This window comes from Mycobacterium sp. NPDC048908, from assembly GCF_043197955.1.
Classification (GTDB): Bacteria; Actinomycetota; Actinomycetes; order Mycobacteriales; family Mycobacteriaceae; genus Mycobacterium.
Genome location: NZ_JBICUE010000005.1, coordinates 399,598 through 424,637, shown reverse-complemented (window position 1 = coordinate 424,637; position 25,040 = coordinate 399,598). Strand labels below are relative to the sequence as shown.

Below are 25,040 nucleotides of genomic sequence, written 5' to 3'. Positions count from 1 at the left end.
GAGCAAGGGATGCGCGGGGCATGAAGCATGACTGAGGATTCCGAGCAGGCGGCGCTGCTGCGGGCCGTGCACGACGAGCACGGCCCACCGCTGCTGCGCTACGTGCTGCGACTGACAAGAGGTGACATGCCGTTCGCGGAGGACGTGGTGCAGGAGTCGCTGCTGCGGCTTTGGCGCAAGCCGGAGGTGCTCCAGCAGCCGCCCGAGAACGTCCGAAAATGGTTGTACACCGTGGCCCGCAATCTGGTCATCGACGACCGGCGCAGCGCGCGCTACACCCGCGAACTACAGAGTGAATTCCTGCCGGAACAACCGTCGCCCGACGCGATCGGCCCGGCGTTCGACAAGTGGATCCTGTCCGACGCGCTGCTGTCGTTGTCGCCGGAGCATCGCAGCGCGATCGTGCGCGCCTACTATCTCGGCCAGACGGTGGCAGATATTGCGCAGCACGAGGGTATTCCGGAGGGAACGGTCAAGTCCCGGCTTCATTACGCGCTTCGTTCACTGCGAATCGCGTTGCAGGAAAGGGGGGTTGTGCGGTGAGCAACTTCGCACCCGACGACGACCTTGCCGAATGGGACGCCGCCTACGTGCTGGGCGCGCTGAGCCTCGAGGACCGACGAACGTACGAGAGCTATCTCGCCGCCAACCCGGCGCGGGCTGCTGAACTGACCGAATTCGCAGGCATGCCTGGCATTCTCAACGCGCTCAGCCGCGACGAAGCGGTCGCGCTGACCGACCTGGCCGGTGCACCGCCCGCGGAGCAGCGTTCCGACAACATCGCCTCGCTCGCGGATGCCGCCGCCAAGCGGCAGCGGCGGCAGCGGCGGACCTGGCTGACGGCGGCGGTCGCCTCGGCGGCCGCGTTGCTGATCGCAGGCGGGATCGTGGGCGCGACGGTGTTTCCGGACTCCGCGCCGACCCAGACAGTTGCGATGCAGGCGATGCAACCGACGCCGCGCGGTGGGCTCACCGCCGAACTCGCCGTCACCGAGAAGAAGTGGGGCACCCAGCTGAACTGGGCGTGCCAGTACACGAAGGATTGGTCGCGCAATGTCGGCAGCTACGACATCGTCGTGACCACCCAGGACGGCGCCCAGCAGTCAGTGGGCTCATGGAAGCCCGCGGGCGATGAGGCGACCGGCTTGTCGGCCGCGACGAGCATCCCGACTTCGAAGATCAAGACGGTCGACATTCGGGTGACGGGAACCGACGAGCCGTTGGCGGTCACGACGCTGCGGTAGGCCGGCGCCGGAGCCGCTCGACCACCGAGTCGGCCTCCGGCGTCAGCAGCCACGACCGCACGGCGATGGACTGTTCGGAGGTCAGGTACAACGTCGCACGTCTGCCGCTGTTGATCGCATCCTTGACGATTTCGACGATGGTGTCGTCGTCGGCCGGGATCGCAGATGCGTTGACCATCGTCGGGTTCCTCCCCATCACGCAGAACGGACCGCCCTGATCGAACGGTAACGGCGGCGGTGATCGGCCAGCACGCGTAGTGGACTACCTGACTTCGGGAATGCCGAGACGCGGGAGCGCCCAAATCGGGACGGCCATGCACTAGGGTAGGCAAACCTAACCTATGCCGTTGGAGGGTGATGTGACTGACCTGAGCGTCGAGACCAGCCCGGACAACCTGTCGTTCGACGTTCCGCCGGGCATCGCGCCCGCCGATCTGGTGGCCGAACTCGCCAGTGCATTGCCCGAGCGGGCCGGTGAGGACTACCTGGTCTACGAGCACGACGGGACGTGGATGCTGGCCACCGGGGCACGGGCGCTCGTCGAACTGGACAACAACGAGCTGCGGGTGGTGACCGACGGTGTGGTGCAGCGCCAGCCGTGGTCCGGACCACCTGGCGCAGTGCTTGGCGACGCGATCGATCGTCTGCTGCTGGAGACCGAGCGGGTGTTCGGCTGGGTGGCATTCGAGTTCGGCGCATACAAATTCGGGCTGCAGTCGGCCCTGCCCGCAGGCACGCCGCTTGCGCGGATCTTCTCGCCGCGCGCGCAGCTCATCGTGACGAAATCTGAAGTGGTGGTGCGCAATTGCGAGGACCGCCACATCGACGTGCTGCGGCGACTGCTGGCCGACGGAGTCCCGACCACGCCGCACGCGAGTCCCATCGACGTGCGCAACGACGCGGGCGGATACCGCGGACGCGTGGCCACCGCGATCGACGAGATCGTCGGTGGCCGCTATCAGAAGGTGATCCTGTCGCGGCGAGTCGACGTGCCGTTCGTATTGGACTTTCCGTCGAGCTATCGGGTGGGCCGAAGGCACAACACGCCTGCGCGATCCTTCCTGTTGCGGCTCGGCGGCCTCCGCGCGCTCGGCTACAGCCCCGAACTGGTCGCCGCCGTTCACCACGACGGGGTCGTGGTGACGGAACCGTTGGCGGGCACCCGCGCCTTCGGCCGCGGCGACCAAAAGGACAGGGCCGCGCGTGACGACCTGGAATCGAACTCCAAAGAGATTGTCGAACACGCGATCTCGGTGCGTAGCTCGCTGCAGGAGATCGCCGAGGTCGCCGAGCCCGGCACCGCCATGGTGAAAGACTTCATGACGGTGCGTGAGCGGGGGAGCGTGCAGCATCTGGGATCAACGGTCGGGGCACGGCTGCATCCGTCGAAGGACCGGATGGATGCGCTGGAGGCGCTGTTCCCTGCGGTGACCGCATCGGGTATTCCCAAGGCCGAGAGCGTCGACGCCATCCTGCGGCTCGACGAAGGGCGGCGTGGGTTGTATTCCGGTGCAGTGGTGATGTTTTCGGCCGACGGCGGGATGGACGCGGCGCTGGCACTGCGCTCCGCTTACGAGTCGGACGGCAAGACGTGGCTGCGCGCCGGTGCGGGCATCATCGCGGCGTCGACACCCGATCGCGAGTTCGAGGAGACCTGCGAGAAGCTGACCACGCTCGCGCCGCACCTGGTACCACGCTTGGGCTGAGCAGCGCCGGCGTTGCCACCGGCGCCCGCGGGGACTCAGGTCAGCGCGGGCGCCAACCTTCGCCACTGCTCACGTGGGAACTCGCGCTGGTCGGCGGTGAGCGCCTGGACGCAGACGTGGTCCGCGCCGGCCTGTTTGTGTTCCTCCACCCGCCTCGCGATGGCCTGTTCGTCACCCCACGCGATGATCGCGTCGAACAGCCTGTCGGTGACGGAATCGATGTCGTCGTGGGTGAAGCCGCAGCGCAGCAAGTTGTTTGCATAATTCGGCAGCGCGAGATACGCACGCAGCCAATCGGTTCCGACAGCTCTCGCCTCGTCGCGACTGTCGGCCAAAAACACGGTCTGCTCGGGCAGCAGCAGTGGCCCATCGCCGAGCACTTCGCGAGCGGCGCGGGTGTGGTCGGGCGTGACGAGATACGGATGCGCTCCGCGCGCGCGTGTTGCCGACAGCTCCAGCATCTTCGGACCGAGCGCGGCCAGTACGCGGTTGTCGACCGCAACCGGAGTCTCGGTGGCGTCGATTGCGTCGAGGAAGGCGCGCGTTGCGGCCAACGGCTTGCGGTAACGGCCGGCCTCGGTGGAGTCGATCAACGGCGCATGACTGCACCCGATACCGAGCAGAAGCCGCTCGCCGTGCGACTCGGTCACCGAGGCGTACCACGCGGCGACGTCGGATGGCTCGTGCATCCAGAGGTTCAGGATGCCGGTGGCGATGACCGCCCGCTTGGTCGTTGCGAGCAGGTGCTCGACGGCACGCAGAACCGGACCGCCGACGTCGGGAATCCACAAAGCGGTGTAACCGAGTTCGTCCAACTCCGCGGCGGCGTCGGCTACCTGATCGGCGTCGCCGTATTCCAACTGCGAACTCCAAATCCCGACACCCGACAGCTGCATGCACACATCCTTCCCAGACGACGACAGCCTCACGCTACCGTCGAGCACATGGCATTCGATCCCGGCGCCGTCTGCCGCGCGTTCTCCGAGCATCGGTTCGACGAAGCGCTGCCGCACCTCGCCAAGGACGTGCGCTGGACGATCGTCGGCTACATGGTGCTCGAGGGCGCCGGCGCGGTGCGGCACACCTGCCGGGAGACGCTGGACAGCCTGGAGGGCACCACCACCAGCTACGACCGGTGCGTGGTGGTCGCGGGCGAGGGCGCCGTCGCCGTCGACACCTTCGCCCGCTACATCCGCGCCGACGGCATGACCGCCGTCGCGAGCTGCTACGTCTACGAGTTCAGCTCGGACCAGATCACGGCGATCACCTCGTATGCCGTCGAAGTCGATCCGCAAGACGCCGGGTCGCAGCCGCCGCCACGCGGCTAGCAGGCACGACCGCTCAGCCGACCGGGTGACCGACGGCGAGTGCCTTGACGTCCTCGGCATACAACGGCGTTCCGCCGACGCCCCAGTCGCCGCTGGCCACCTCTTCGACCACCACCCACGTCACCGGGCGCATGTTCTCGCCCTCGATCTCCACCATGGCGTCGGTCACCTTGCGCACGATGTCCTGCTTTTGCGCTGCGGAGATGACTCCCTCAATGACCTTCACGTTGACGAACGCATCTTTCACTCTTTCTCCTGTGCTGCCCGGCCAACGGATTCGGTGACCGGCGCGCCACGCTATGATTTTTGTAGCGCGACGCACGGCGACCATACCCCGTGATGCTATGAAAAGTAAAGCGCCGGCTAGATCTCCACCTCGCGCGCCCACGAGTCCGCCCATGCCTGCAGCGGTTTGAACGCTGCCATCAGTGACCGCCCATGTTCGGTCAGGTGGTAGCCGTCGCCGCTGTGGTCGACGATCTTCAACTCGCGCAACTCCTTGAGGCGGGTGTTCAGTGATGCCGGATTCATCTCGGCGGCGGTCTGCAGCGCCCGGAACGTCAAGGGGTCGTCCCGCAACTCCCAGATCACGCGCAGTGCGCCGCGGCGGCCCAGGACGTCGAGTGCGACCATGATCGGCCGTCCCGACGTCGATCCTCGTGCCGATGAACCTGGCCGCGGCGACTTCATGCTTCATATTTTGAAGCATGACCCTCGCTGAGCGCTAGAAGGCGGGCGGCGCGGCGCCGACCAAGCTCGTCGGGCACGCTTGTCCTCACAATGTCGCTCCCGATGTCGCTCCTGTCGCCCCACTCAGCCGATCCCGATGAGTTGTTCACCTCCTTCGCCGCGTGGGCGGAGGCGCAGGGCACGGCGCTCTACCCGGCGCAGGAGGAAGCGCTCATCGAACTGGTCAGCGGCGCGAACGTGGTGCTCGCCACGCCGACCGGATCGGGTAAGTCATTGGTGGCCACCGGCGCGCTGTTCGCGGCGCTGGCGGCAGGGCGACGCAGCTACTACACCGCGCCGATCAAGGCACTGGTCAGCGAGAAATTCTTCGCCCTTGTCGACGTGTTCGGCGCGGCCAACGTCGGCATGCTCACCGGCGACGCCTCGGTCAACGCGGGCGCGCCGATCACCGCCTGCACCGCAGAGGTTCTGGCCAACATCGCGTTGCGTGAGGGCGCCGACGCACCCATCGGTCTGGTCGTCATGGACGAATTCCACTTCTACGGCGACCCCGATCGCGGATGGGCCTGGCAGGTGCCGCTGCTGGAACTGCCGAAGGCCCAGTTCCTGCTGATGTCAGCGACACTCGGCGATGTCACGTTCCTGCGGGAAGACCTCACCCGCCGCACTGGCCGGTCGACCGCGCTTGTCGCCAACGCCGAGCGCCCTGTCCCGTTGTTCTACTCGTACGCGACCACCCCCATGCACGAGACGATCGCCGACCTGCTGGACACCAGGCAGGCGCCCATCTACATCGTCCATTTCACCCAGGCCTCAGCGCTCGAGCGCGCACAGGCGCTGATGAGCGTCAACGTGTCCACCAAGGAAGAGAAGAACGCGATCGCCGACCTGATCGGCGGTTTCCGGTTCTCCTCGACATTCGGGTCGACGCTGTCGCGGCTGGTCCGGCACGGGATCGGCGTCCACCACGCGGGGATGTTGCCCAAATACCGGCGGCTGGTCGAACAGCTGGCTCAGGCTGGGTTGCTCAAGATCATCTGCGGCACCGACACTTTGGGCGTCGGCATCAACGTGCCGATCCGAACCGTCGTCTTCTCGGCCCTGTCCAAGTACGACGGCACCCGCACCCGGCTGCTCAACGCCCGGGAATTCCACCAGATTGCAGGTCGCGCGGGCCGGGCGGGTTATGACACCGCGGGCACCGTTGTCGTGCAGGCACCCGACCACGAGGTGGAGAACCTCAAACAGTTCGCCAAGGTCGCCGACGACCCGAAGAAGCGAAGAAAGCTGGTGCGCCGCAAGGTACCCGAGGGCATGGTGCCATGGAGCGAGGCCACCATGACGCGGCTGGTCGATGCCGCCCCCGAGCCGCTGACAAGCAACATGCGCGTATCCACGGCGATGATCCTCGACGTCGTCGACCGTCCCGGTGACCCGTTCACCGCGATGCGCAGGCTGCTCACCGACAACCACGAACCGCGCAAGCGGCAGCTTGCGCACATCCGCGAGGCGGTCGGTATCGCCCGCTCGTTGCTGCAGGCCGGCGTCGTCGAGCGACTCGAAGAACCCGAACCCGACGGGCGGCGCTACCGGCTGACCGTGGACCTCCCGCCAGACTTCGCGCTCTACCAACCGCTCTCGACGTTCGCGCTCGCCGCGGTCGACATGCTCGATCCGAACTCGGAAACCTTTGCACTTGATGTCGTTTCGGTCATCGAGGCGACGCTCGAGGATCCCCGGCCGGTGTTGGCAGCGCAGCTGAAGAAGGCGAGGGGCGAGGCCATCGCCCAGATGAAGGCGGACGGCATCGAGTACGACGAGCGCATCGAACTGCTGGACGACGTCAGTTATCCCAAGCCGCTGGAGGAACTCCTCGGCCACGCGTTCGACGTATACCTGCAGAGCAATCCGTGGGCGGCCGACGCGCAGCTTTCGCCGAAGTCGGTGGTGCGTGAGATGTGGGAGCGGGCCATGACGTTCAGGGAGTACGTCAGCGGATACGGTCTGGCCCGCTCCGAGGGTGCGGTGCTGCGCTATCTGTCCGACGCCTACAAGGCGCTGCGCTCAGGAGTGCCTGCCGGGGCGCGCACCGGTGAGCTGACCGATATTGTCGAGTGGCTCGGTGAGCTTGTCCGCCAGGTGGATTCGAGCCTCCTCGACGAATGGGAGCAACTGACGAACCCAGACCAGCCGCTGCAGACGCCGGTCGCGGTGCCTGCCCGCCCGCGCCCGCTGATTGGCAACGAACGTGCGTTCACGGCGATGGTGCGCAACGCCCTCTTCAAACGCGTGCAGTTGTTCGCGCGGCGGCGTTCGGACGAGCTGGGGCAGTTGGACGCGAACTCCGGATGGCCTGCCGAACGCTGGGCGGACGTCATCGACGCGTACTTCGCCGAGCACGACGAGGTGGGCACCGGCGCCGACGCCCGTGGGCCGGCCATGCTGATCATCGATCGCCAGGCCGGGGTGTGGCGGCTGCGGCAGATCCTCGACGACCCGGCGGGCGACCACGATTGGGGCTTCGAGGTCGAGGTGGACCTCGAGGCTTCTGACGAGGAGGGTGCCGCGGTGCTGCGCATGATCGATGCCGGACGATCCGACTAGGAGCAAGACGTTGACCCACAGCAGGGCCGGCGCGTGACGGCCACCGGGTCGCGCGTCATCGCGCGGCAGTGACCACCGTCCAGGCGCTGCCCTGCTCGCGGTCGAGGACCGTTTCCCCCTTGTTCTTGAGCGCGAAGATGTAGACCAGCAGGCTCACACCGATCACGACGGTGACGTAGCCGATGAACAAGGTGATGTGGTCGGGCTTGGCCGCCTGGTAGAGCATCGGCGCGGTGCCTCCGAACACGGAGTTCGCCACCGCGTAGCCCAATCCGACTCCCAGCGCCCGGATTTCGGCGGGAAACAGCTCGGCCTTGACGATCGCGTTCACCGACGTATAGCCGGTGAGGATGATGTAGCCGACGCAGAGCAGCGCGAATGCGACAACCGCCGAACCGGTCTTGGGCAGGTAGGTGAGCAGCACGTAGGTGTAGAAAACACCGGCGACGCCGAAGAACACCAGCAGTGGCTTGCGCCCGATCCGGTCGCTGATCAGCCCACCGACTGGCTGCAGCAGCATGAGGAAGATCAGGCCGAGCAGGTTGACCCAGGTGGCCGTCAACGAACGCTCAGAGCCGAAGCTGGACTTGACGATTGCGGGGGCGTTCACGCTGTAGGTGTAGAACGCGATGGTGCCGCCCGCGGTGATGAGGAAGACCAACAGCAGCGGCCGCCAGTGGACGGTGAACAGCGTCTTCAACGATCCCGCCGCACGGTCCTTGCCCTCGCGGATGGACTCCAGATACGACTCGCTCAGCGACTCGTCCATCGAGCGGCGGATCCACAGCACCACCAGCGCCGCGATACCGCCGACGAAGAAGCCGATCCGCCATCCCCACGCGTGCAGTGCGTCGTCATCCAGGAAGTGCAGTGCGATCAGGAGAGTGAACTGCGCGAGAACGTGGCCGCCGACGAGGGTCACGTACTGGAACGACGACAAGAAACCGCGCCGATCCGCGGTCGCCGCCTCGGACATGTACGTCGCCGACGTGCCGTACTCGCCGCCCGTGGCGAACCCCTGGACGAGCCGGGCGAGGATCAGGATCACCGCCGCCCAGTAGCCCAGGATCTCGCGCGTCGGCATCACCGCCACTAGGAACGAGCAGGCCGACATGACGGAGATGCTGAGCATCAGGGCGGCCTTGCGGCCACGGCGGTCGGCGTATCGGCCGAAGAACCACGATCCCACCGGCCGCATCAGGAAGGTGACCGCGAAGATCGCGTAGATGTACACCGTCGAGTTGGTGTCGTTTTCGTCGAAGAACTGTGCCTCGAAGTAGGAGGCGAAGACCGTGTAGACGTAGACGTCGTACCACTCGACGAGGTTGCCCGCGGAGCCCCTGATGGTGTTCAGCACTGCCCGTTGAATGCTTGTGGGAGCGCGTGTCGGACCGGTCTGGCTGCTTGCCGTCATGTCATCGCTCATTCTCGGGACGGTATCCGACATTTGCGCATGACGGGTGAACCCGCTTTCCTGTTGGGGTGCCCAATATGAATCGCCATGTGAATCGCCGTAGCGCGATGTCGCTGGCCGGCATCGCCGCGCTGGCCGCCGCGATGCCCGTCCCGACAGCCGGCGCCTCCCCGTCCAGGTCCGTGCCGCCGCCCTCCGCGCCGCCGCCGGGTGGCTATCTTTTCCGCGATGAGTTCGACGGACCTGCAGGCTCGGCCCCGGACGCGTCGAAGTGGGAAACGGCGCTGGCCCGCGAGAGCATGGAAGATCCCACCTTCTGGGAGCTGCCCGAGAACGTGGGCCAATACCGCGATGACCGGCGCAACGTCTTCATCGACGGTAAGTCCAACCTCGTCTTCCGCGCCGCCAAGGACGGCAACACCTACTACAGCGGCAAGCTCTTCGGGAAGTACCGGGGCCCTATCGGCACCACCTGGGAGGCCCGAATCAAGTTGAACTGCCTGACCCCCGGTTGCTGGCCAGCGTGGTATCTGGCCAACAACAACCCGCAGAACGGCGGCGAAGTCGACCTGATGGAGTGGTACGGCAACGGCAACTGGGCCGCGGGCACCACCGTCCACGCGTTGTTGAACGGCGGCGAACACGTCTCGCAGGGCATCACCGTCGACAGTGGCTGGCACACCTGGCGCGTCACATGGGACAACGCCGGGATGCGCTTCTGGAAGGACTACACGGACGGCGCTGCGCCGTACTTCAGCGTGCCGGCGAACTCGCTGCCGGACTGGCATTTCAACGACCCCGGTTACACACTGTTTCCGATCTTGAACCTCGCCGTTGCCGGCTCAGGCGGCGGTGATCCCGGGGCAGGGACCTACCCGGCGGACATGCTCGTCGACTACGTCCGCGTCTGGTAGGCCCGTCAGCGCTGGATCTGCTTCACGATCGCCTTCTTGTCGACCTTGCCCACCGCGGTGCTCGGCAACGCGGGCATCGGTACCACCATGTCTGGGCGCGCATGCGCCGCCACGCCGCGCTGCTCGAGGTATCTGTTCAGGTCCCGCAGCGCGATCGGCGGACCACTGAAAACAATTGCAGCGCAGATCTTTTCGCCTAGATAGTGATCAGGTATCGGGACCGCGGCCGCGGCCAAGACCGATGGGTGCGTCAGGAGGTGCGCTTCCAGGTCGAGCGCCGACACGTTCTCACCGGCGCGGACGATCACGTCCTTCACCCGGCCGGTGACTTCGAGGTAGCCGTCGGCGAACCGGCGCACGCGGTCGCCCGTGCGGTAGAAGCCATCGGGGGTGAACGACCGCTCGTTGGCGCTCGGAGCGTTGAAGTAGCCATTGAACGTGTAGGGCCCGCGCACCAACAACTCGCCCTCGTCGCCCGCGGCCACCTCGACGCCCGCCTCGTCGACGACCCTCAGTTCGTCGTGCTCCGACAGCGGCCGTCCCTGAGTGCGGTCCACGATCTCCGGCGGATCCTCGAGACGGGTGAAGTTCAGCAGGCCCTCGGCCATCCCGAACACCTGCTGCAGGCCAGGCGTCAGCTCGGTGCGGACCGCCGCCGCGTCCTCGGCGCCGAGTTTGGCGCCGCCGACCTGCAGCAGCCGTAACGTCGTCGGCCGCTGCGGCTCCCACGCGCATGCCTGCGCCCACAACTTCGCCAGCGCAGGCACCAGCGCGGTGGCGGTCACTCCGTGCCGCGCGATCGCCGCGAACGCCGACTCCGGGCTGGGGTCGGTGAGGAAAACCGTTGTGGCGCCGACGGACATCGCCCCCATCAGGCCGGGACACGCCAGCGGGAAGTTGTGCGCGGCGGGCAGCGCGGCCAGGTAGACGTCGTCTCCGTCCAGCCCGCACAGTTGGGCACTTGCCGACACGTTGTACAAGTAGTCGTCGTGTGTGCGGGGGATGAGTTTCGGCGCGCCGGTCGTGCCGCCCGATACCAACAGCAATGCCGGCGCCTCGGTGTCGACGTGAAACGATGGCGGCGGCCCGGATTCGGTGATCAAGTCGCTGACGATCTTCATCGGATGTCTGCGCACCAGTTCGTCGGCCATCGCACGGTAGTCGAAACCGGTTGCGGCGTCGGCGATAACGACCGCCGTCGGCTGGCTCACCTGCGCGAAGTGAGAAAGCTCCGCCAGTCGGTGCCCTGGCAGGCACATCACGGGGACGGCGCCCGCTCGCAACAGCCCGAACAGTGTGGCCGCGAATCGGCACGAATTGGGCAATTGCAGGAGCACCCGTTGGCCGGGTGCGATGCCGATGCGGGAAAAGCCTGCGGCGACACGGTCGGCGAGACCGTCGAGTTCCGCGTACGTGTGGCTGTTGTCGTCGTCGATCGTCGCCACCCGGTCCGGCCATGCGGTCGCGGCGTCCCGCAGCACCGAGTCCAGCGGGCGTCCCCGCCAGAGTCCCGCGGCGCGGTAGGAGGCGGCGCGCTCGCGCGGAAACGGTACGAAACCGGCGCGCGGAGTGGTCTTTGCGGTGGCCGACGTAGGGCTTTCCATGCCTCGAATATAGGGTAGCCTCCACAAACTAAGGCGAGGCTAACCAATGGAGGGCTTGTGCGTGTTGCGGCTGTCGATCCGCAGACCATCCGCGAAGAGGTCGCCGAACTTCTCGGTATCAGCCCCGACGACGTCGATCCCGACGGCGACCTCATCGGTCAAGGCCTGGACTCGATCAGGATGATGTCGCTGGCGGGACGGTGGCGTAGGCAAGGCATCGACATCGATTTCGCATCCTTGGCCGCCGAGCCGTCTGTGCGTGCATGGTCGGGCCTCGTCGCGTCCGCAGAGGTCACCGGGCAGTCGACGGAAGACTCTGGTGCACAGGGTGATTCGAACGCGCCGTTCCCATTGGCGCCGATGCAGCACGCGATGTGGGTCGGCAGGGCGAGTGACCAGCAGCTCGGCGGGGTGGCGGGCCACCTGTACGTCGAATTCGACGGCGCCGCAGTCGATCCCGGGCGACTCGTGCGGGCTGCCACCGCGCTGGCCGACCGGCACCCGATGCTGCGGGTGCAGTTTCTGCCCGACGGCACCCAGCGCATCGGCCCCACGCCGCAGCGCTATCCGGTCACCGTCGTGGACCTGAGCGGCCTCTCGGACCACGAGGTCACCGACCGGCTCGCGAACACCCGCCGGGCCAAATCGCATCAACAACTCGACGGGCACGTGTTCGAGCTCACGCTGTCGCTGTTGCCCGGCGGCAGGACGAGGTTGCATGTGGACCTCGACATGCAGGCGGCCGACGCGATGAGCTACCGCACGCTGATGTCGGACCTCGCCGCGCTCTACGGCGGGCAGCGCCTGCCTGGCCTCGGCTACACCTACCGCGACTACCGGCAGGCCGCGGCATCCGTGCCGCCCAGAGCCACCGAGACCGACCGGCAATGGTGGGCGGAGCGGATACCGGAACTGCCCGATCCGCCACGGTTGCCGCTGGTTCCGCTTGCCGAGCAGCTGAATCCGCGCCACACCACCCGACGCTGGCACTGGCTGGACCCCGACCTCCGCGACGCGCTGTTCGCCGCCGCGCGCCGTCGCGGCGTGACGCCGGCGATGGCGCTGGCCGCGTCGTTCTCGGACGCATTGGCGGGCTGGTCGGCCGACCCGCGCTTCCTTCTCAACGTCCCGATGTTCGGCCGCGAGCAACGCCATCCGGACGTCGACCACCTGGTCGGGGATTTCACCTCATCGGTCCTGCTCGATGTCGACCTCACCGCGCAGGCCACCGCGACCGCGCGGTCGCACGCCCTCCAGGACAGCTTTCGCGCTGCGGCCGCGCATGCGACGTACCCGGGTCTTTCCGTGCTCCGCGACCTCGGTCGCCACCGAGGCGCAAAGGTGCTCGCGCCGTTCGTGTTCACCAGTGCGCTCGGGCTTGGCGAACTGTTCGCCGCGCCGGTGACCGACACCTTCGGCACGCCGGTGTGGATCAACTCCCAAGGCCCGCAGGTGTTGCTCGACGCTCAGGTCACCGAGATCGACGGCGGAATCCTGGTCAACTGGGACGTTCGGGAGGACGCCTTCCGGCCGGGCGTCATCGACGCGATGTTCGACCGGCACATCGCCGAACTCCGTCGGCTGGCCTCCGACGATGCCGCCTGGGAGAGTCGCCGCGCACCGCTGGAGACCGACGAGCAACGCGCCGTTCGAGACGCCGTCAACAGCAAAACCGCTGCGCCCAGCGGCAACTCGTTGCACGACGGATTGTTCGCATCGATGACGGCACGACCTGATGCACTCGCAGTCATCAGTTCGTCCGGCCAACTGAGCTACGCCGAGTTGGGTGCAGGTGTGCGCGCCGTCGCGGCGGCGCTTTGCGCCGCAGGCATCGAACCGGGCGACACCGTGGCGGTGATGGGGCCCAAGTGTGCCGAACAGATCATCGCGCTCTGCGGCGTCCTCACCGCAGGCGCTGTCTATCTGCCGATCGGCGTCGACCATCCGGCCGACCGGGTCGCGCGCATCATCGAGACGGGAAGTGTCCGGATGGCGCTGGTGTGCGGCGACTTCCAGCCCCCGACCAACGTGCGGGCGCTCACCATCACCGACGCACTTCGGATTGGCTGGAACGACACCGGATTCGTCCCTCCCACAGTCGATCCCAACGAGTTGGCCTATGTGCTGTTCACCTCGGGTTCGACCGGTGAGCCCAAAGGCGTTGAGGTCACCCATGACGCCGCGATGAACACCATCGAATTCCTGAACGGCCATTTCGGGATCGGGCCCGACGACCGCTGCCTGGCACTGTCCCACCTGGAGTGTGACCTCTCTGTTCTCGACGTATTCGGCACCTTGACCGCAGGTGCCGCGATCGTCGTCGTCGACGAGGCACATCGCCGGGACCCCGACCACTGGGCGCAGCAGATCGCCACCCATCGCGTGACCGTGCTGAACTTCCTTCCTGGCTGGCTCGAGATGCTCGTCGAGGTCGGCGCCGGACGATTGAGCTCGGTGCGCGTGGTGCCGACCGGAGGGGACTGGGTGCGCCCCGCGTTGGTGCGCCGACTGCGAAGCCAGGCTCCCGGCGTCCGGTTGGCAGGACTTGGCGGCGCCACCGAAACCGCGGTGCACGCCACCCTGTTCGAGGCCGATGCGCTGCCTGCGAACTGGGCGGCGGTGCCGTACGGCACACCGTTCACCAATAACGCATGCCGCGTTGTCAATTCATACGGTGCGGACTGTCCCGACTGGGTGCCCGGTGAACTGTGGATCACCGGCCGCGGCATCGCACGCGGCTACCGGGGCAGGCCGGATCTGACCGCCGACCGCTTCGTCCGGTATCGGTGCCGCACCTGGTACCGCACCGGAGATCTGGTCAGATACCGGCCGGACGGCACGCTGGAATTCGTCGGCCGCGTCGATCACCGCGTCAAGATCAGCGGCTATCGCATCGAACTCGGCGATGTCGAGGCCGCGTTGCAACGTGTTCCCGGTGTCCGCGCGGCGGTGGCGGCGATCGTCGGGCCGACAGGTGAACGGGGCGGCGACATGCTGGCCGCTGTGGTCAGAGCCGACGACGCGGCGCTGACGATCGAGTCGTTGCGCAGCGGGGTCGCCGAACTCCTTCCTGCACACATGATTCCGCGCCACTTCGAGATCGTCGAGCGCATCCCGTTGACGGCAGGGGGTAAGACCGACCGTCGAGCGGTCGCGCGAACCCTTACCGACGCCGTCAGCACCGGCGATCCAGCAGGCGGCGGCCGTGCCCCGTCGACTGCACTGGAGTCCGCGCTGGCCGCGATCGTCGCCGAACTGGTTGGCGCCGCCGCCGTGGGGGCCGACGACGACTTCTTCGAACTCGGTGGTGATTCGGTGTTGGCGACCACCGCCGTCGCGCGCATCCGGGCGTGGCTGGACACACCGACGGTGATGGTCGCTGACGTCTTCGCCACCCGCACCGTCGCCGGGCTGGCCGCGAAGCTCGCCGAGCGGGAACCGGCAAGTCACCGCCTCGAGCAAGTGGCCGAGCTGTATCTGGAAGTCGCGGGCATGCGCGAAGCCGATGTGCGATCCGCGCTCGACACCTCGAGGGTTTCATGACGACGCAACTGCACTTCGCACCGTGGATCAAACGGTTCGCCGGGCGGCCAGGGGGCGCGACGGTGATCTTTCCGCACGCAGGAGGCGCGGCGGCCGCGTACCGACCGCTGGCAACTGCGATGGCGGCCAGGGGAGTTGACGCCTACGTGGTGCAGTACCCGCAACGCGCCGACCGCCTGACGCACCCGGCGCCCGACACCGTGCAGGCTCTTGCCACCGGTTTGTTCGAGGCCGGTGACTGGGGCCGCGTCGGCCCGTTGCGGCTGTTCGGCCACTGCATGGGCGCGGTGGTGGCGTTCGAATTCGCCCGGGTGGCTGAACGCCGCGGGGTAGACGTCCGCGAACTGTGGGTGTCGGCCAGCCAGGCGCCCGCGACGGTGGCGGCCTCGCCGCCACTGCCGATCACCCATCGAGAGGTGCTCGCCGACATGGTCGACCTCGGCGGCACCGACCCCCGGTTGCTCGCCGACGAGGACTTCGTCGATCTGCTGCTACGCGCCGTGCGCGCCGACTACCAGGCGTTCAACCGCTATGCGTGCGACCCGGAGGTTCGGATTCACGCCGACATTCACGTGCTCGGCGGCAGTCATGACCATCGGGTTCACCGAGACATGTTGCAGCGGTGGGAGGCCCACACCGCGAACGTCTTCACGTTGTTGATGTTCGACGGCGGCCACTTCTACATCGGGGAACACACCAGCGCCGTCGCGGAGCTCGTCAGTGGGTGACGGCGCCGATCCGATCGTCATCGTCGGCATGGCGCTGGAGGCGCCGGGAGGCGTGGACACCGCTGATGCGTACTGGGGGTTGCTCTCGCAGCAGCGGGAGGCGCTGGGCCCCTTCCCGGCCGACCGCGGGTGGTCCGTGCGCGACCTGCTGGACGGGTCGCGGCGCGACGGGTTCAAGCGCATCCACGACCTCGGCGGGTTCCTCTCCGGCGCAGCCACTTTCGATCCGGAATTCTTCGGCATCTCACCTCGCGAGGCGGTGGCAATGGACCCGCAGCAGCGGGTCGCGATGCGGGTGGCATGGCGCGCGCTGGAGAACAGCGGCATCAATCCCGATGATCTCGATGGCCACGACGTCGGCTGCTACGTCGGCGCCTCGACCACTGGATACGGTCCGGACCTGGCCGAATTCTCCAACCACTCCGGGCATTTGATCACCGGCACCGCGCTCGGCGTGATCTCCGGACGGATCGCCTACACGCTGGGCCTTGCGGGCCCCGCGATGACGATCGACGCATCGTGCGCGTCGGCCCTCGCGGCCTTCCACGTCGCGGTGCAGGGGGTGCGGGCGGGGGACTGCGACATGGCACTGGCAGGCGGCGTCTGCGTGATGGGCTCGCCGGGCTTCTTCGTCGAGTTCTCCAGACAGCACGCGCTGTCCGACGACGGCCGCTGCCGCCCGTACAGCGCACACGCCAGCGGCACGGTGTGGGCCGAGGGCGCAGCGATGTTCGTTCTGCAGCGCCGGTCCGCGGCGCTGCGCGACGGGCGTCGGGTGCTGGCGCAGGTGGGTGCCACGTGCGTCAATCAGGACGGCCGCACCACCGGGCTGACCGCGCCGAGCGGGCCCGCACAGGCCCGGCTGTTCCGAAGGGCGATGGCCACCGCGTGCGTCCGACCGGACGAGATCGGCATGGTCGAGGGGCACGGCACCGGCACAACGCTCGGTGACCGCACCGAACTGCATTCGCTGGCCGCGTCATACGGGGCCACCCAACCCGGCCGCGGCGCGCTGCTCGGATCGGTGAAGTCCAACGTCGGTCATTCGCAGGCGGCGGCGGGCGCGCTCGGACTGGCCAAGGTGCTGGTATCCGCCGAGCATGAAGCCGTCCCTGCGAGCGTGCACCTTGACCAGCCCAGTGGCGAAATCGACTGGGACAGCCAAGGCTTACGGCCCGCCACCGCGCTGACCCCGTGGCCTGCCCGCGACGGTCACCGCCTCGCCGCGGTCTCCGCATTCGGGATGAGCGGCACCAACGCCCATCTGATCGTGTCGATGCCTGCCGGGGCTGCGTGATGATCGCGTTTCCCGACGGGCGCACGCCCGTGGTCGTGAGCGCCCACGCCGAGGAGTTGATCGGCGCCGATGCGCAGGCGATACTGCGCTACCTGCACCGCGACCCTGATGTGACGGACGTCGCCGCCACGTTGCTGCGCACGCGGCGACTGCGGCGTCACCGTGCCGTGGTGCGGGCATCGGACGTCACCGAACTCGCCGACGGTTTGCGCGCACTCGCGGCAGGACACGACCATCCCTTGGTGGCCCGATCGTCGGAAACCTGCATGCCCAGAAGGGCATTCGTGTTTCCGGGCCAGGGCAGCCAGTGGCCGTCGATGGGCGCAGAGGCCTATCAGCACCTGCCGGTCTATCGCGCCGAAGTCGAAAAGTGCGCAGAGGCGTTCGGGGCACAATCACCACTGCGGTATCTGCTCTCCGCCGGTGACTTCACGCAGATACAAACCCAGGCTGCGCAGTTCACGCACGCGGTCGGGCTTGCGGCGGCGTGGAAGTCCTGCGGCATACGGCCCGACATCACGGTCGGTCACAGCCTCGGCGAGGTGGCGGCGGCGTACGTGGCCGGCGCGGTCACGCTTGCCGATGCGGCAGCGGTGGTGATCGCCCGCGCTCGGGTGGTCGACGGGTTGCCGGGGCGTTACGGCATGGCCGTGCTGGGCGTCTCAGTGGACGAGGCCGAACGGTTGGTGGCCGAGACGGGTGGCTGGCTGGAACTGTCGGTGGTCAACGCCGGTTCGTCGGTGGTGGTGTCGGGGGACCGCGAGACGATCAGCACGGTCGTCGGCACGGTGGTGAACGACGGTGGGTTCGCGCGCGAGATCGCCGTCGACTTCCCTGCACACACGAGCGCGCTGGAACCGCTTCGAGCGGACCTCGTCGGGCTGCTGCCGTGCGCGGAATTCGCCGAAGCTCCAATCCCATTCATCGGCTCGGCGACTGCCTCGGTCGTCCTCGCGGGCACCGAGTTCACCGACTACTGGTACCGAAACCTGCGCGCCACAGTGCGATTCGACCGGGCCGTGGCCGCAGCGCGCGCGCACGGCGCGACGGCGTTCGTGGAATTGTCGGCGCATCCGGCCCTGCTGTTCGCGCTCGACGACCTTCTCGGCGACGACGATGCGGTGACGGTCGGATCGGGTCGGCGCGACGACCCACTGGTCGATGTGTTGTCCGCCAGTATGGCCGCGGTGGCCGCCGGTGACCCCGGTTACCGCTGGGCCGATCTTGTCGACACACAACGGCAACCCTTACCCGGATTCCCCAATGCGCCGATGCAGGCAGTGCACCTGTGGGCTGCACCGGAGCCGCTGCCCTCCCTGACAGGGCTCACCGTGGCATTCGAAAAGTGGCTCGCTCAAACCGGATTCGCCCCACCGGTGGCGGTGCGGCACGCGGCGGTGGTGGACCTGCCGGGTCCGGCCGGTGCCCTCGGCGGCCGGTTGCGCGACGCGATCAGCGAGCGCCCCGACATGCACCTCGTCGACGCCTCCGCAGCAGACATGCTCGTCGTGGTGGCGCCACTGCTCGATCACCCCGACGCCGAACACGCTGCCCACGACCTCGCCGCCCTGTTGGGTGAGGGACTGCTCGCTTATCCCGACGCCATCGGGGCCGCCTGTCGCGACGTCTGGCTCGTCACCGTCGGCGGCGAGCACGTGCGACCCGCCGAACCCGTGGCCTTGCCCGCACAGGCCGCCTTGGCTGCCATGCACCGCAGTATCGGCTTCGAGCATCCAGATCAGACGTTCCGCCACCTGGACCTGCCGTCATGGGACATCGACGACGCCGCAGCGGTCGTGAACGCTCTGCTCGGCCAGCACACCGAGGCCGCCATCCGCGACGGGGCCTCGGGACCAACGCTCTACAGCCGGACGCTACCGGAGCAGGACGTGACCGCCGAGCCATGGCCGTTGGCGGCGGGCATGCTCGACAACGTCGTGATCACCGGTGGCAGCGGAGCGGTCGGCAGGCAGTACGCCCGCTATCTCGCCGCTCGGGGCGCGCGACGCATCGTGTTGCTCAGCCGCGGCGGCGCTGAACTCGACGCCGCAGGACTTGGCGCAACCGACGTGGTGGCCGTGCAATGCGACATCACCTCCGCCGACCAGGTGCGGACCGCGGCGCGCGGCCATGCCGAGGACGGCGCGACACTTGTCATCCACGCCGCGGGCGCTGCGACATTCGGCACGGGCGATGCGATCACCGGCGTTGCCTTCGCCGACACCGCCGCTGCCAAGATCGCGGGCCTGGCGCGCATCACCGAGTCGTGGCCGCTGCAGCCCGAAACGCGAATTCTGGTGTGCTCCTCGGTGTCCGGGGTGTGGGGTGGTCACGGTCACGCCATGTACTCGGCCGCCAACCGGATGTTGGACGTGATGGCGGGACAACTACGTGCCAAGGGGCAACGGTGCGTGGTGGCCAAGTACGGGCTGTGGGGCGCCGGAATCATCGACGGCGACGAGGTGACGCGCATCGAACGGTCCGGTCTGCTGCCGATGGCGCCCGAGGCCGCCATCGAGGCGAGCCTGCGTGATCATCCGGTCGACCCGGTGATCATCGCGGCCGACCGCGGCCGACTACAGACCTTTTTCGCCAGTCAGCATGACACTGAAACACACTCGGACACCGCAGGATCGCTCGTCGACACCGCGGCACGGGTGCGCACACAACTGGCCGAGGCGCTGAATCTCGGGGACGCCGCCACGGTCGACCTTTCCGCATCGCTACTCGATCTCGGGGTGGATTCGCTGCTGGCACTCGATCTGCGCAAGCGGCTTCGCCGCGTCACCGGCAAGTCGATACCGCTGGCCGCGCTGCTCAGCGGCATCACCGGTGAGGAGATGATCGCCCGCATCGACGCACAAGACACCACAGAGAAGGTGGACACTTCGCGTGACTGACACCATGGAGATCCGGCTCGAGCTGTTGCGACGCAGGTTGCAGGAACGCGGCCTGCGCCAGGACGGGCAACCGGCGCAGGTCGCCACCGAACTGTCAGACAGGCAGCGCCGGATGTGGTTCGTCCACACCGCGGACCCCACCGGCGCGCTGCTCAATGTCTGCGTGTCCTACCGGATCACCGGTGACATCGACGTCGCACGTCTGCATGACGCGGTGAACGCCGTCGCCAAGCGGCACAGCGTGCTGCGCACCACCTACCGCCAAGACAGCAGCGGCGAGCCGCAACCGACAATCCATGACGACCTCACCCCGCGGTGGGCCGAACACGACCTGTCCCAGCTGTCGGAGCACGCCCGCGCACTGCGCCTCGAAGTGCTGGCTCGACGAGAGTTCGCCACTCCATTCGATCTGACGGTCGATGCGCCGCTACGGATCACGATGCTCCGCACCTCGGCCACCGAGCACGTGATGCTTCTGGTGGCCCATCACATCGCATGGGACGACGGATCCTGGCGCGTGTTCTTCGCCGATCTCACCGCTGCCTACGCGGGCGAGGAACTGGCGCCGGCCGTACCATCGGTGGGCGTCGGGCCGGACACCGCCGCTGCCGATCTCGAATACTGGCGCTCGGAGCTCGCGAATCCACCTGAACCGCTTGAACTTCCGGGAGACGCCGGATCCGCCGTCCCGACCAATTGGAGAGCCCAGCGCACCACACTGCGGCTGAATACCGAGACCGTCGAGTGCGTGGCCGCGCTCGCCCGCGAAGTAGGCGCCACTCCCTACATGGTGTTGCTCGCGGCCTTCGGTGCCCTCGTGCACCGCTACACCCACGCCGACGATTTTCTGGTCGCCGCACCGGTGCTCAGTCGCGATGCAGGTGTCGACGACTGCATCGGCTACTACGGCAACACTGTCGCCCTGCGACTGCGTCCGCAGCCCGCGCAGACCTTCCGCGAATTGGTCAGCGCGACCCGCGACACCGCTGTCGGCGCCTTCGCGCACCAACGGGTCAACCTCGACAGGGTGGTCCGCGAGATCAACCCGGACCGCCGGCACGGCGTCGAACGCCTCGCCCGGCTCAGTTTCGGCGCGCGCGAAGCCGATGGCGGCGGCTTCCGCGCGCCCGGCGTGACGTGCGAGCGCGCCGGACTGCGCGGCCAGTTCAGCCAGTTGCCGCTGGGTCTGATGGTCGAGTTCGACCACCTCGGCGCACAGGTCGAGGCCGAACACCTCGCCGAGATCCTCGACGCCTCGCTGACCCGTCAACTCCTGAACCACTTCTCGGTGCTGCTCGATGCGGCTGTCACGGCTCCCCACCAGCCGCTGCGCGACCTGCCGCTGATGGGTTCTGACGACGCCGACTGGTTGCGCCGCGTCTCGGCCGGCGAAGAATTCCGTGGGCCCGCGGCTACGCTGCCCGCCGTCGTCGAAGCGCAGGCCGTCAGGACGCCCGACGCCGTGGCGGTTGTCCACGGCGACCGCCGCTACAGTTACCGCGAGATCAACGCCGCCGCGAATCGGTTCGCGCACTGGCTGATCGGTCAGGGCATCGGCACCGAGGACCGCGTCGCCGTACTTCTCGACAAGTCCCCGGATCTGGTCATCATCGCGCTCGGCATCCTCAAAGCCGGCGCCGTCTACCTGCCGATCGACCCGACGTATCCCGACGACAGGCTGGATTTCATCCTCGCCGACTCCGACCCCAAACTCATACTGCGCGAACCGGTCACGAACATGGGCGGCCGCGACGTGAATCCCACCGATGCCGACCGGGTCCGTCCGCTGCGGCCGGACAACGCGGCATACCTGATCTACACGTCGGGCTCGACCGGGCTGCCGAAAGGTGTTCCGGTGTCGCACCGGCCGGTCGTCGAGTTCTTCCAGTGGTTCCGCGACGAGTACCAGATCGACGAGTCCGAACGGCTACTCCAGGTGAGCTCGCCGAGCTTCGACGTCTCGATCGCGGAGATCTTCGGCATGCTGGCCTGTGGCGCCCGCCTGGTCATCCCGAGAGCGGACGGCCTGCGCGACATCGGGTACCTCACCGAACTACTCCATGTCGAGGGCATCACCTCGATGCACTTCGTTCCATCTCTGCTCAGCCTCTTCCTGTCGCTGCCGGGCGTACACCGGTGGCGCACGCTCAAGCGGGTGCCGATCGGCGGTGAGGCGCTGCCCGGCGAGATCGCGGACAAATTCCACGCCATCTTCGACGCGTTGTTGCACAACTTCTACGGCCCGACCGAAACGGTGATCAACGCGTCCCGCTACAAGGTCGAGGGCAAGCAGGGCCATCGGACAGTGCCGATCGGAAGGCCCAAGATCAACACCCAGATCCACTTGCTGGACGACGCGTTGCGGCCCGTGCCCGTCGGTGTCATCGGCGAAATCTACATCGGCGGTGGACATCTGGCGCGCGGCTATCACCGCAAACCCGCTTTGACGGCCGAGCGGTTCGTCGCCGACCCGTTCACCTGCGGTGGGCGGCTGTACCGATCGGGAGATCTGGCGCGCCGCAACGCTGACGGCGACATCGAGTTCGTCGGCCGCGCCGACGACCAGGTGAAAATCCGCGGATTCCGCATCGAGCTCGGCGAGGTCGCCGCCGCGATCGCGGTGGATCCCAGCGTCGGTCAGGCCGTCGTCGTGGTCACCGACCTTCCGGGCATCGGCAAGAGCCTAGTGGGCTATCTGACACCCGCGGTAGGCGCGGATTCCGTCGACGTCGAGCGCGTGCGCGCCAGGGTGGCGACCGCGCTGCCCGACTACATGACTCCGGCAGGCTACGTGGTGCTCGATGAGATACCGATCACCGCACACGGCAAGATCGACCGGGCCGCGCTGCCAACGCCAGAGATCGCGTCCCACAGGACGTTTCGTGAGCCCACGGCGGGCACTGAGCGCGCGCTCGCCGAGTTGTTCGCGGACCTGCTCGGACGTGGCGGGGTCGGCGCCGACGACTCCTTTTTCGACCTCGGTGGCCACTCGCTGCTCGCCACCAAACTGGCAACGGCCATCCGATCGCGCTGCGGGGTCGATCTCAGTGTCCGCGAGATCTTCGAACTCGGCACGGTCGCGCAACTGGCCCGGCGCATCGACGCAGCCACACCGTGCGACACCGCGCGTCCCCCGCTTGTCCGCACCGAACATCGTGGTCCGCGCCAGATGTCGGCGTCACAGTTGCGGATCTGGTTCCAGTACCGCATCGACGGGCCGAGCGCCGTCAACAACATTCCGTTCGCGGCCCGGCTCACCGGGCCCTGCGACGTCGATGCGTTGATGGCGGCCGTCTCCGACGTCGTCGACCGGCACGAGATCCTGCGCACCACCTACCGAGAAATCGACGGCGTGCCGCATCAAGTGGTCAACCCGCCCACCGGGGTACCGGTCCGGCGCGCGCGCGGTGGTGACGAGGTGTGGCTGCAAGCCGAACTCGATGGCGAGCGTTGGCACACGTTCGATCTCGAGCACGAACCGCCGGTGCGGGCCGCGGTCCTCACCACGCCAGAGCACCACGTGCTCTCGCTCGTCGTGCACCACATCGCGGCGGATCACTGGTCGGCGGGCGTGCTGTTCACCGAGTTGTTGACCGCCTACCACGCCAGACGTGCCGGCCGACCGCCTGCGCTGGCGCCGCTTCCCGTGCAATACGCCGACTATGCGGCCTGGCAAGCCGCGCAGTTGAGCGCCGACACGGGAATCGCGGCCGCACAACGCGATTACTGGAAGCAGCAGTTGAACGGCATGCCGCATGACGTCGGCCTGAGCCCAGACTTCGAACGGCCGCCCGTGCTCAGCGGAACCGGCGATTCCGTCCAGTTCACCATCGGCGCGCAGACTCGCGCCAAGCTGGTCGACCTCACCCGCGAACTCGGCGTCACCGAGTTCATGCTGTTGCAGACCGCGGTCGCCGTGCTGCTGCACAAGGCAGGCGAAGGAGATGACATTCCTCTCGGTACGCCGGTCGCCGGGCGCACCGAAGCCGAATTGGACAGCCTGATCGGCTTTTTCGTCAACATTCTGGTGCTCCGCAACGACCTGCGCGGCAATCCGACCGTGCGCGAGGCGCTCGGCCGGGCCCGCGATACGGCGCTGCAGGCCTACGCGCATCAGGATCTGCCGTTCGACTGGATGGTCGATGCGGTCAGCCCCGCGCGGACGCTGTCACGCAATCCGTTGTTCTCGGTCGTCGTGCATGTCCGCGAGGCGCTGCCCGCCGATCAGACCATCGACGGCCACACCTCCTTCACCGTTCTGGAGCCGACGTTCGACGTCGCGCACGCCGATCTGTCGCTGAATTTCTTCGCCGCAGGCGACGGGTATCGAGGTCACGTCATCTACCGCCGGGAGCTGTACCGGCGCAGCACAATCGAGCGGCTTGCGCGGTGGCTCGGACGCGTGCTCGACGCGATCGCCGACAATGCGGACCAGACGCTGCGGGAAATACAGATCGCTGACGACGACGAGAGCGGGCGGATCGCCCGGTACAGCACCGGTGTCGCGACCGTCCACGTGCTCGACGACCAACGCCAACCTGTGCCGGTGGGCGTGGTCGGCGACGTCTACTACTCGGGCGCCGCGTTCGATTCACCGATGCACCGCAGCGGCGAGCGAGCACGCTGGACTGAGGACGGCCGGCTGGAATTCGTCGGTCGCCTCGAACAGTCGGTGACGCCGAGACTCGCCGACGCCACAGGGGCCGAACCGCCGCAGACCGATACCGAGAAGACGGTGGCCGCGATGCTGGCCGAGGTGCTCGGAGCCGGTGAAGTCACCCGCTACGACGACTTCTTCGACCTCGGCGGTGACAGCATCCTCGCGGTGCAGTTGGCCGCCAGAGCCCGCGACAGGGGGCTGGCGCTGACGGCGCGGATGGTGTTCGAACATCCATCCGTTCACGACCTCGCTGCCGCGGTAGACGGAGCGGGCGGCGCGCCGGGCGATGTCGGCACTGCGGACGACCGTCACGAGCCGATGACCGCATCGGGTCTGTCGCAGGAAGAACTGGCGACCGTCACCGCGCTGTGGACGTCAGCACGCGAGGGCGCACCGTGACCGCGGCCA

Annotated in this window: 17 protein-coding genes; 11 read left to right on the top strand and 6 right to left on the bottom strand. The window is 67.6% G+C overall.

Going from position 1 to position 25,040, the window contains the following annotated elements; all coding sequences use genetic code 11:
* Window positions 1-27 precede the first annotated feature (27 nt).
* A complete protein-coding gene (locus ACGFK1_RS16900) occupies window positions 28-543 on the top strand; it encodes a sigma-70 family RNA polymerase sigma factor (RefSeq protein WP_393431169.1) in 516 nt (171 codons plus the stop codon).
* The gene (locus tag ACGFK1_RS16895) at window positions 540-1,244 is read left to right on the top strand and encodes an anti-sigma factor family protein (protein WP_393431168.1); all 705 of its coding nucleotides are present in this window, start codon (window positions 540-542) and stop codon (window positions 1,242-1,244) included. Before ACGFK1_RS16900 ends, ACGFK1_RS16895 begins: the two co-directional genes overlap by 4 nt.
* Here ACGFK1_RS16895 and ACGFK1_RS16890 read toward each other — a convergent pair.
* Window positions 1,228-1,422 (bottom strand): hypothetical protein, encoded by a 195-nt coding sequence (locus ACGFK1_RS16890; protein ID WP_393431165.1) that lies wholly within the window; start codon window positions 1,420-1,422, stop codon window positions 1,228-1,230. The two genes, ACGFK1_RS16895 and ACGFK1_RS16890, sit on opposite strands and share 17 nt — an antisense overlap.
* Before the next feature lie 181 nt (window positions 1,423-1,603).
* Between ACGFK1_RS16890 and ACGFK1_RS16885 the strand changes: the two genes are divergently transcribed.
* The gene (locus tag ACGFK1_RS16885) at window positions 1,604-2,950 is read left to right on the top strand and encodes a salicylate synthase (RefSeq protein ID WP_393431162.1); all 1,347 of its coding nucleotides are present in this window, start codon (window positions 1,604-1,606) and stop codon (window positions 2,948-2,950) included.
* Between the two features lie 35 nt (window positions 2,951-2,985).
* Here the strand turns inward: ACGFK1_RS16885 and ACGFK1_RS16880 are convergent, their stop codons facing one another.
* Window positions 2,986-3,846: an LLM class F420-dependent oxidoreductase gene (locus ACGFK1_RS16880; protein ID WP_393431159.1), complete on the bottom strand. Its 861-nt coding sequence runs from the start codon at window positions 3,844-3,846 to the stop codon at window positions 2,986-2,988.
* A gap of 48 nt (window positions 3,847-3,894) precedes the next feature.
* Here ACGFK1_RS16880 and ACGFK1_RS16875 point away from each other — a divergent pair, with 48 nt between their 5' ends.
* The gene (locus tag ACGFK1_RS16875; RefSeq protein WP_393431156.1) at window positions 3,895-4,278 is read left to right on the top strand and encodes a nuclear transport factor 2 family protein; all 384 of its coding nucleotides are present in this window, start codon (window positions 3,895-3,897) and stop codon (window positions 4,276-4,278) included.
* A 13-nt stretch (window positions 4,279-4,291) separates the two neighbouring features.
* On the opposite strand, the gene ACGFK1_RS16870 is transcribed toward ACGFK1_RS16875, so the two are convergent.
* A complete protein-coding gene (locus ACGFK1_RS16870; protein WP_393431154.1) occupies window positions 4,292-4,525 on the bottom strand; it encodes a 4-oxalocrotonate tautomerase family protein in 234 nt (77 codons plus the stop codon).
* Between the two features lie 116 nt (window positions 4,526-4,641).
* The gene (locus ACGFK1_RS16865) at window positions 4,642-4,968 is read right to left on the bottom strand and encodes a winged helix-turn-helix transcriptional regulator (protein ID WP_393431151.1); all 327 of its coding nucleotides are present in this window, start codon (window positions 4,966-4,968) and stop codon (window positions 4,642-4,644) included.
* 102 nt (window positions 4,969-5,070) lie between these two features.
* Between ACGFK1_RS16865 and ACGFK1_RS16860 the strand changes: the two genes are divergently transcribed.
* Window positions 5,071-7,572 (top strand): DEAD/DEAH box helicase, encoded by a 2,502-nt coding sequence (locus ACGFK1_RS16860; protein ID WP_393431148.1) that lies wholly within the window; start codon window positions 5,071-5,073, stop codon window positions 7,570-7,572.
* A 55-nt stretch (window positions 7,573-7,627) separates the two neighbouring features.
* Here ACGFK1_RS16860 and ACGFK1_RS16855 read toward each other — a convergent pair whose 3' ends face one another.
* Window positions 7,628-8,998 (bottom strand): MFS transporter, encoded by a 1,371-nt coding sequence (locus tag ACGFK1_RS16855; RefSeq protein WP_393431145.1) that lies wholly within the window; start codon window positions 8,996-8,998, stop codon window positions 7,628-7,630.
* A gap of 65 nt (window positions 8,999-9,063) precedes the next feature.
* On the opposite strand from ACGFK1_RS16855, the gene ACGFK1_RS16850 reads away from it, so the two are divergent.
* The gene (locus ACGFK1_RS16850; RefSeq protein WP_393431142.1) at window positions 9,064-9,900 is read left to right on the top strand and encodes a family 16 glycosylhydrolase; all 837 of its coding nucleotides are present in this window, start codon (window positions 9,064-9,066) and stop codon (window positions 9,898-9,900) included.
* Between the two features lie 5 nt (window positions 9,901-9,905).
* On the opposite strand, the gene ACGFK1_RS16845 is transcribed toward ACGFK1_RS16850, so the two are convergent.
* Window positions 9,906-11,504 (bottom strand): (2,3-dihydroxybenzoyl)adenylate synthase, encoded by a 1,599-nt coding sequence (locus ACGFK1_RS16845; protein WP_393431140.1) that lies wholly within the window; start codon window positions 11,502-11,504, stop codon window positions 9,906-9,908.
* 57 nt (window positions 11,505-11,561) lie between these two features.
* On the opposite strand from ACGFK1_RS16845, the gene ACGFK1_RS16840 reads away from it, so the two are divergent.
* The 5 genes from ACGFK1_RS16840 to ACGFK1_RS16820 are packed head-to-tail and all read left to right on the top strand — an operon-like array spanning window position 11,562 to window position 25,031.
* Window positions 11,562-15,047 (top strand): amino acid adenylation domain-containing protein, encoded by a 3,486-nt coding sequence (locus ACGFK1_RS16840; RefSeq protein ID WP_393431137.1) that lies wholly within the window; start codon window positions 11,562-11,564, stop codon window positions 15,045-15,047.
* Complete coding sequence (locus ACGFK1_RS16835) at window positions 15,044-15,775, top strand: thioesterase II family protein (protein WP_393431134.1); 732 nt, start codon at window positions 15,044-15,046, stop codon at window positions 15,773-15,775. Before ACGFK1_RS16840 ends, ACGFK1_RS16835 begins: the two co-directional genes overlap by 4 nt.
* Window positions 15,768-17,072, top strand: a complete 1,305-nt coding sequence (locus ACGFK1_RS16830; RefSeq protein ID WP_393431131.1) for a polyketide synthase — start codon at window positions 15,768-15,770, stop codon at window positions 17,070-17,072. The genes ACGFK1_RS16835 and ACGFK1_RS16830 overlap by 8 nt, the downstream gene beginning before the upstream one ends.
* On the top strand, window positions 17,072-19,972 hold the full coding sequence (gene mbtD / locus ACGFK1_RS16825) for a mycobactin polyketide synthase MbtD (protein ID WP_393431128.1): 2,901 nt from the start codon (window positions 17,072-17,074) through the stop codon (window positions 19,970-19,972). Before ACGFK1_RS16830 ends, mbtD begins: the two co-directional genes overlap by 1 nt.
* A gap of 4 nt (window positions 19,973-19,976) precedes the next feature.
* Complete coding sequence (locus ACGFK1_RS16820; RefSeq protein ID WP_393431270.1) at window positions 19,977-25,031, top strand: amino acid adenylation domain-containing protein; 5,055 nt, start codon at window positions 19,977-19,979, stop codon at window positions 25,029-25,031.
* Window positions 25,032-25,040 lie beyond the last annotated feature (9 nt).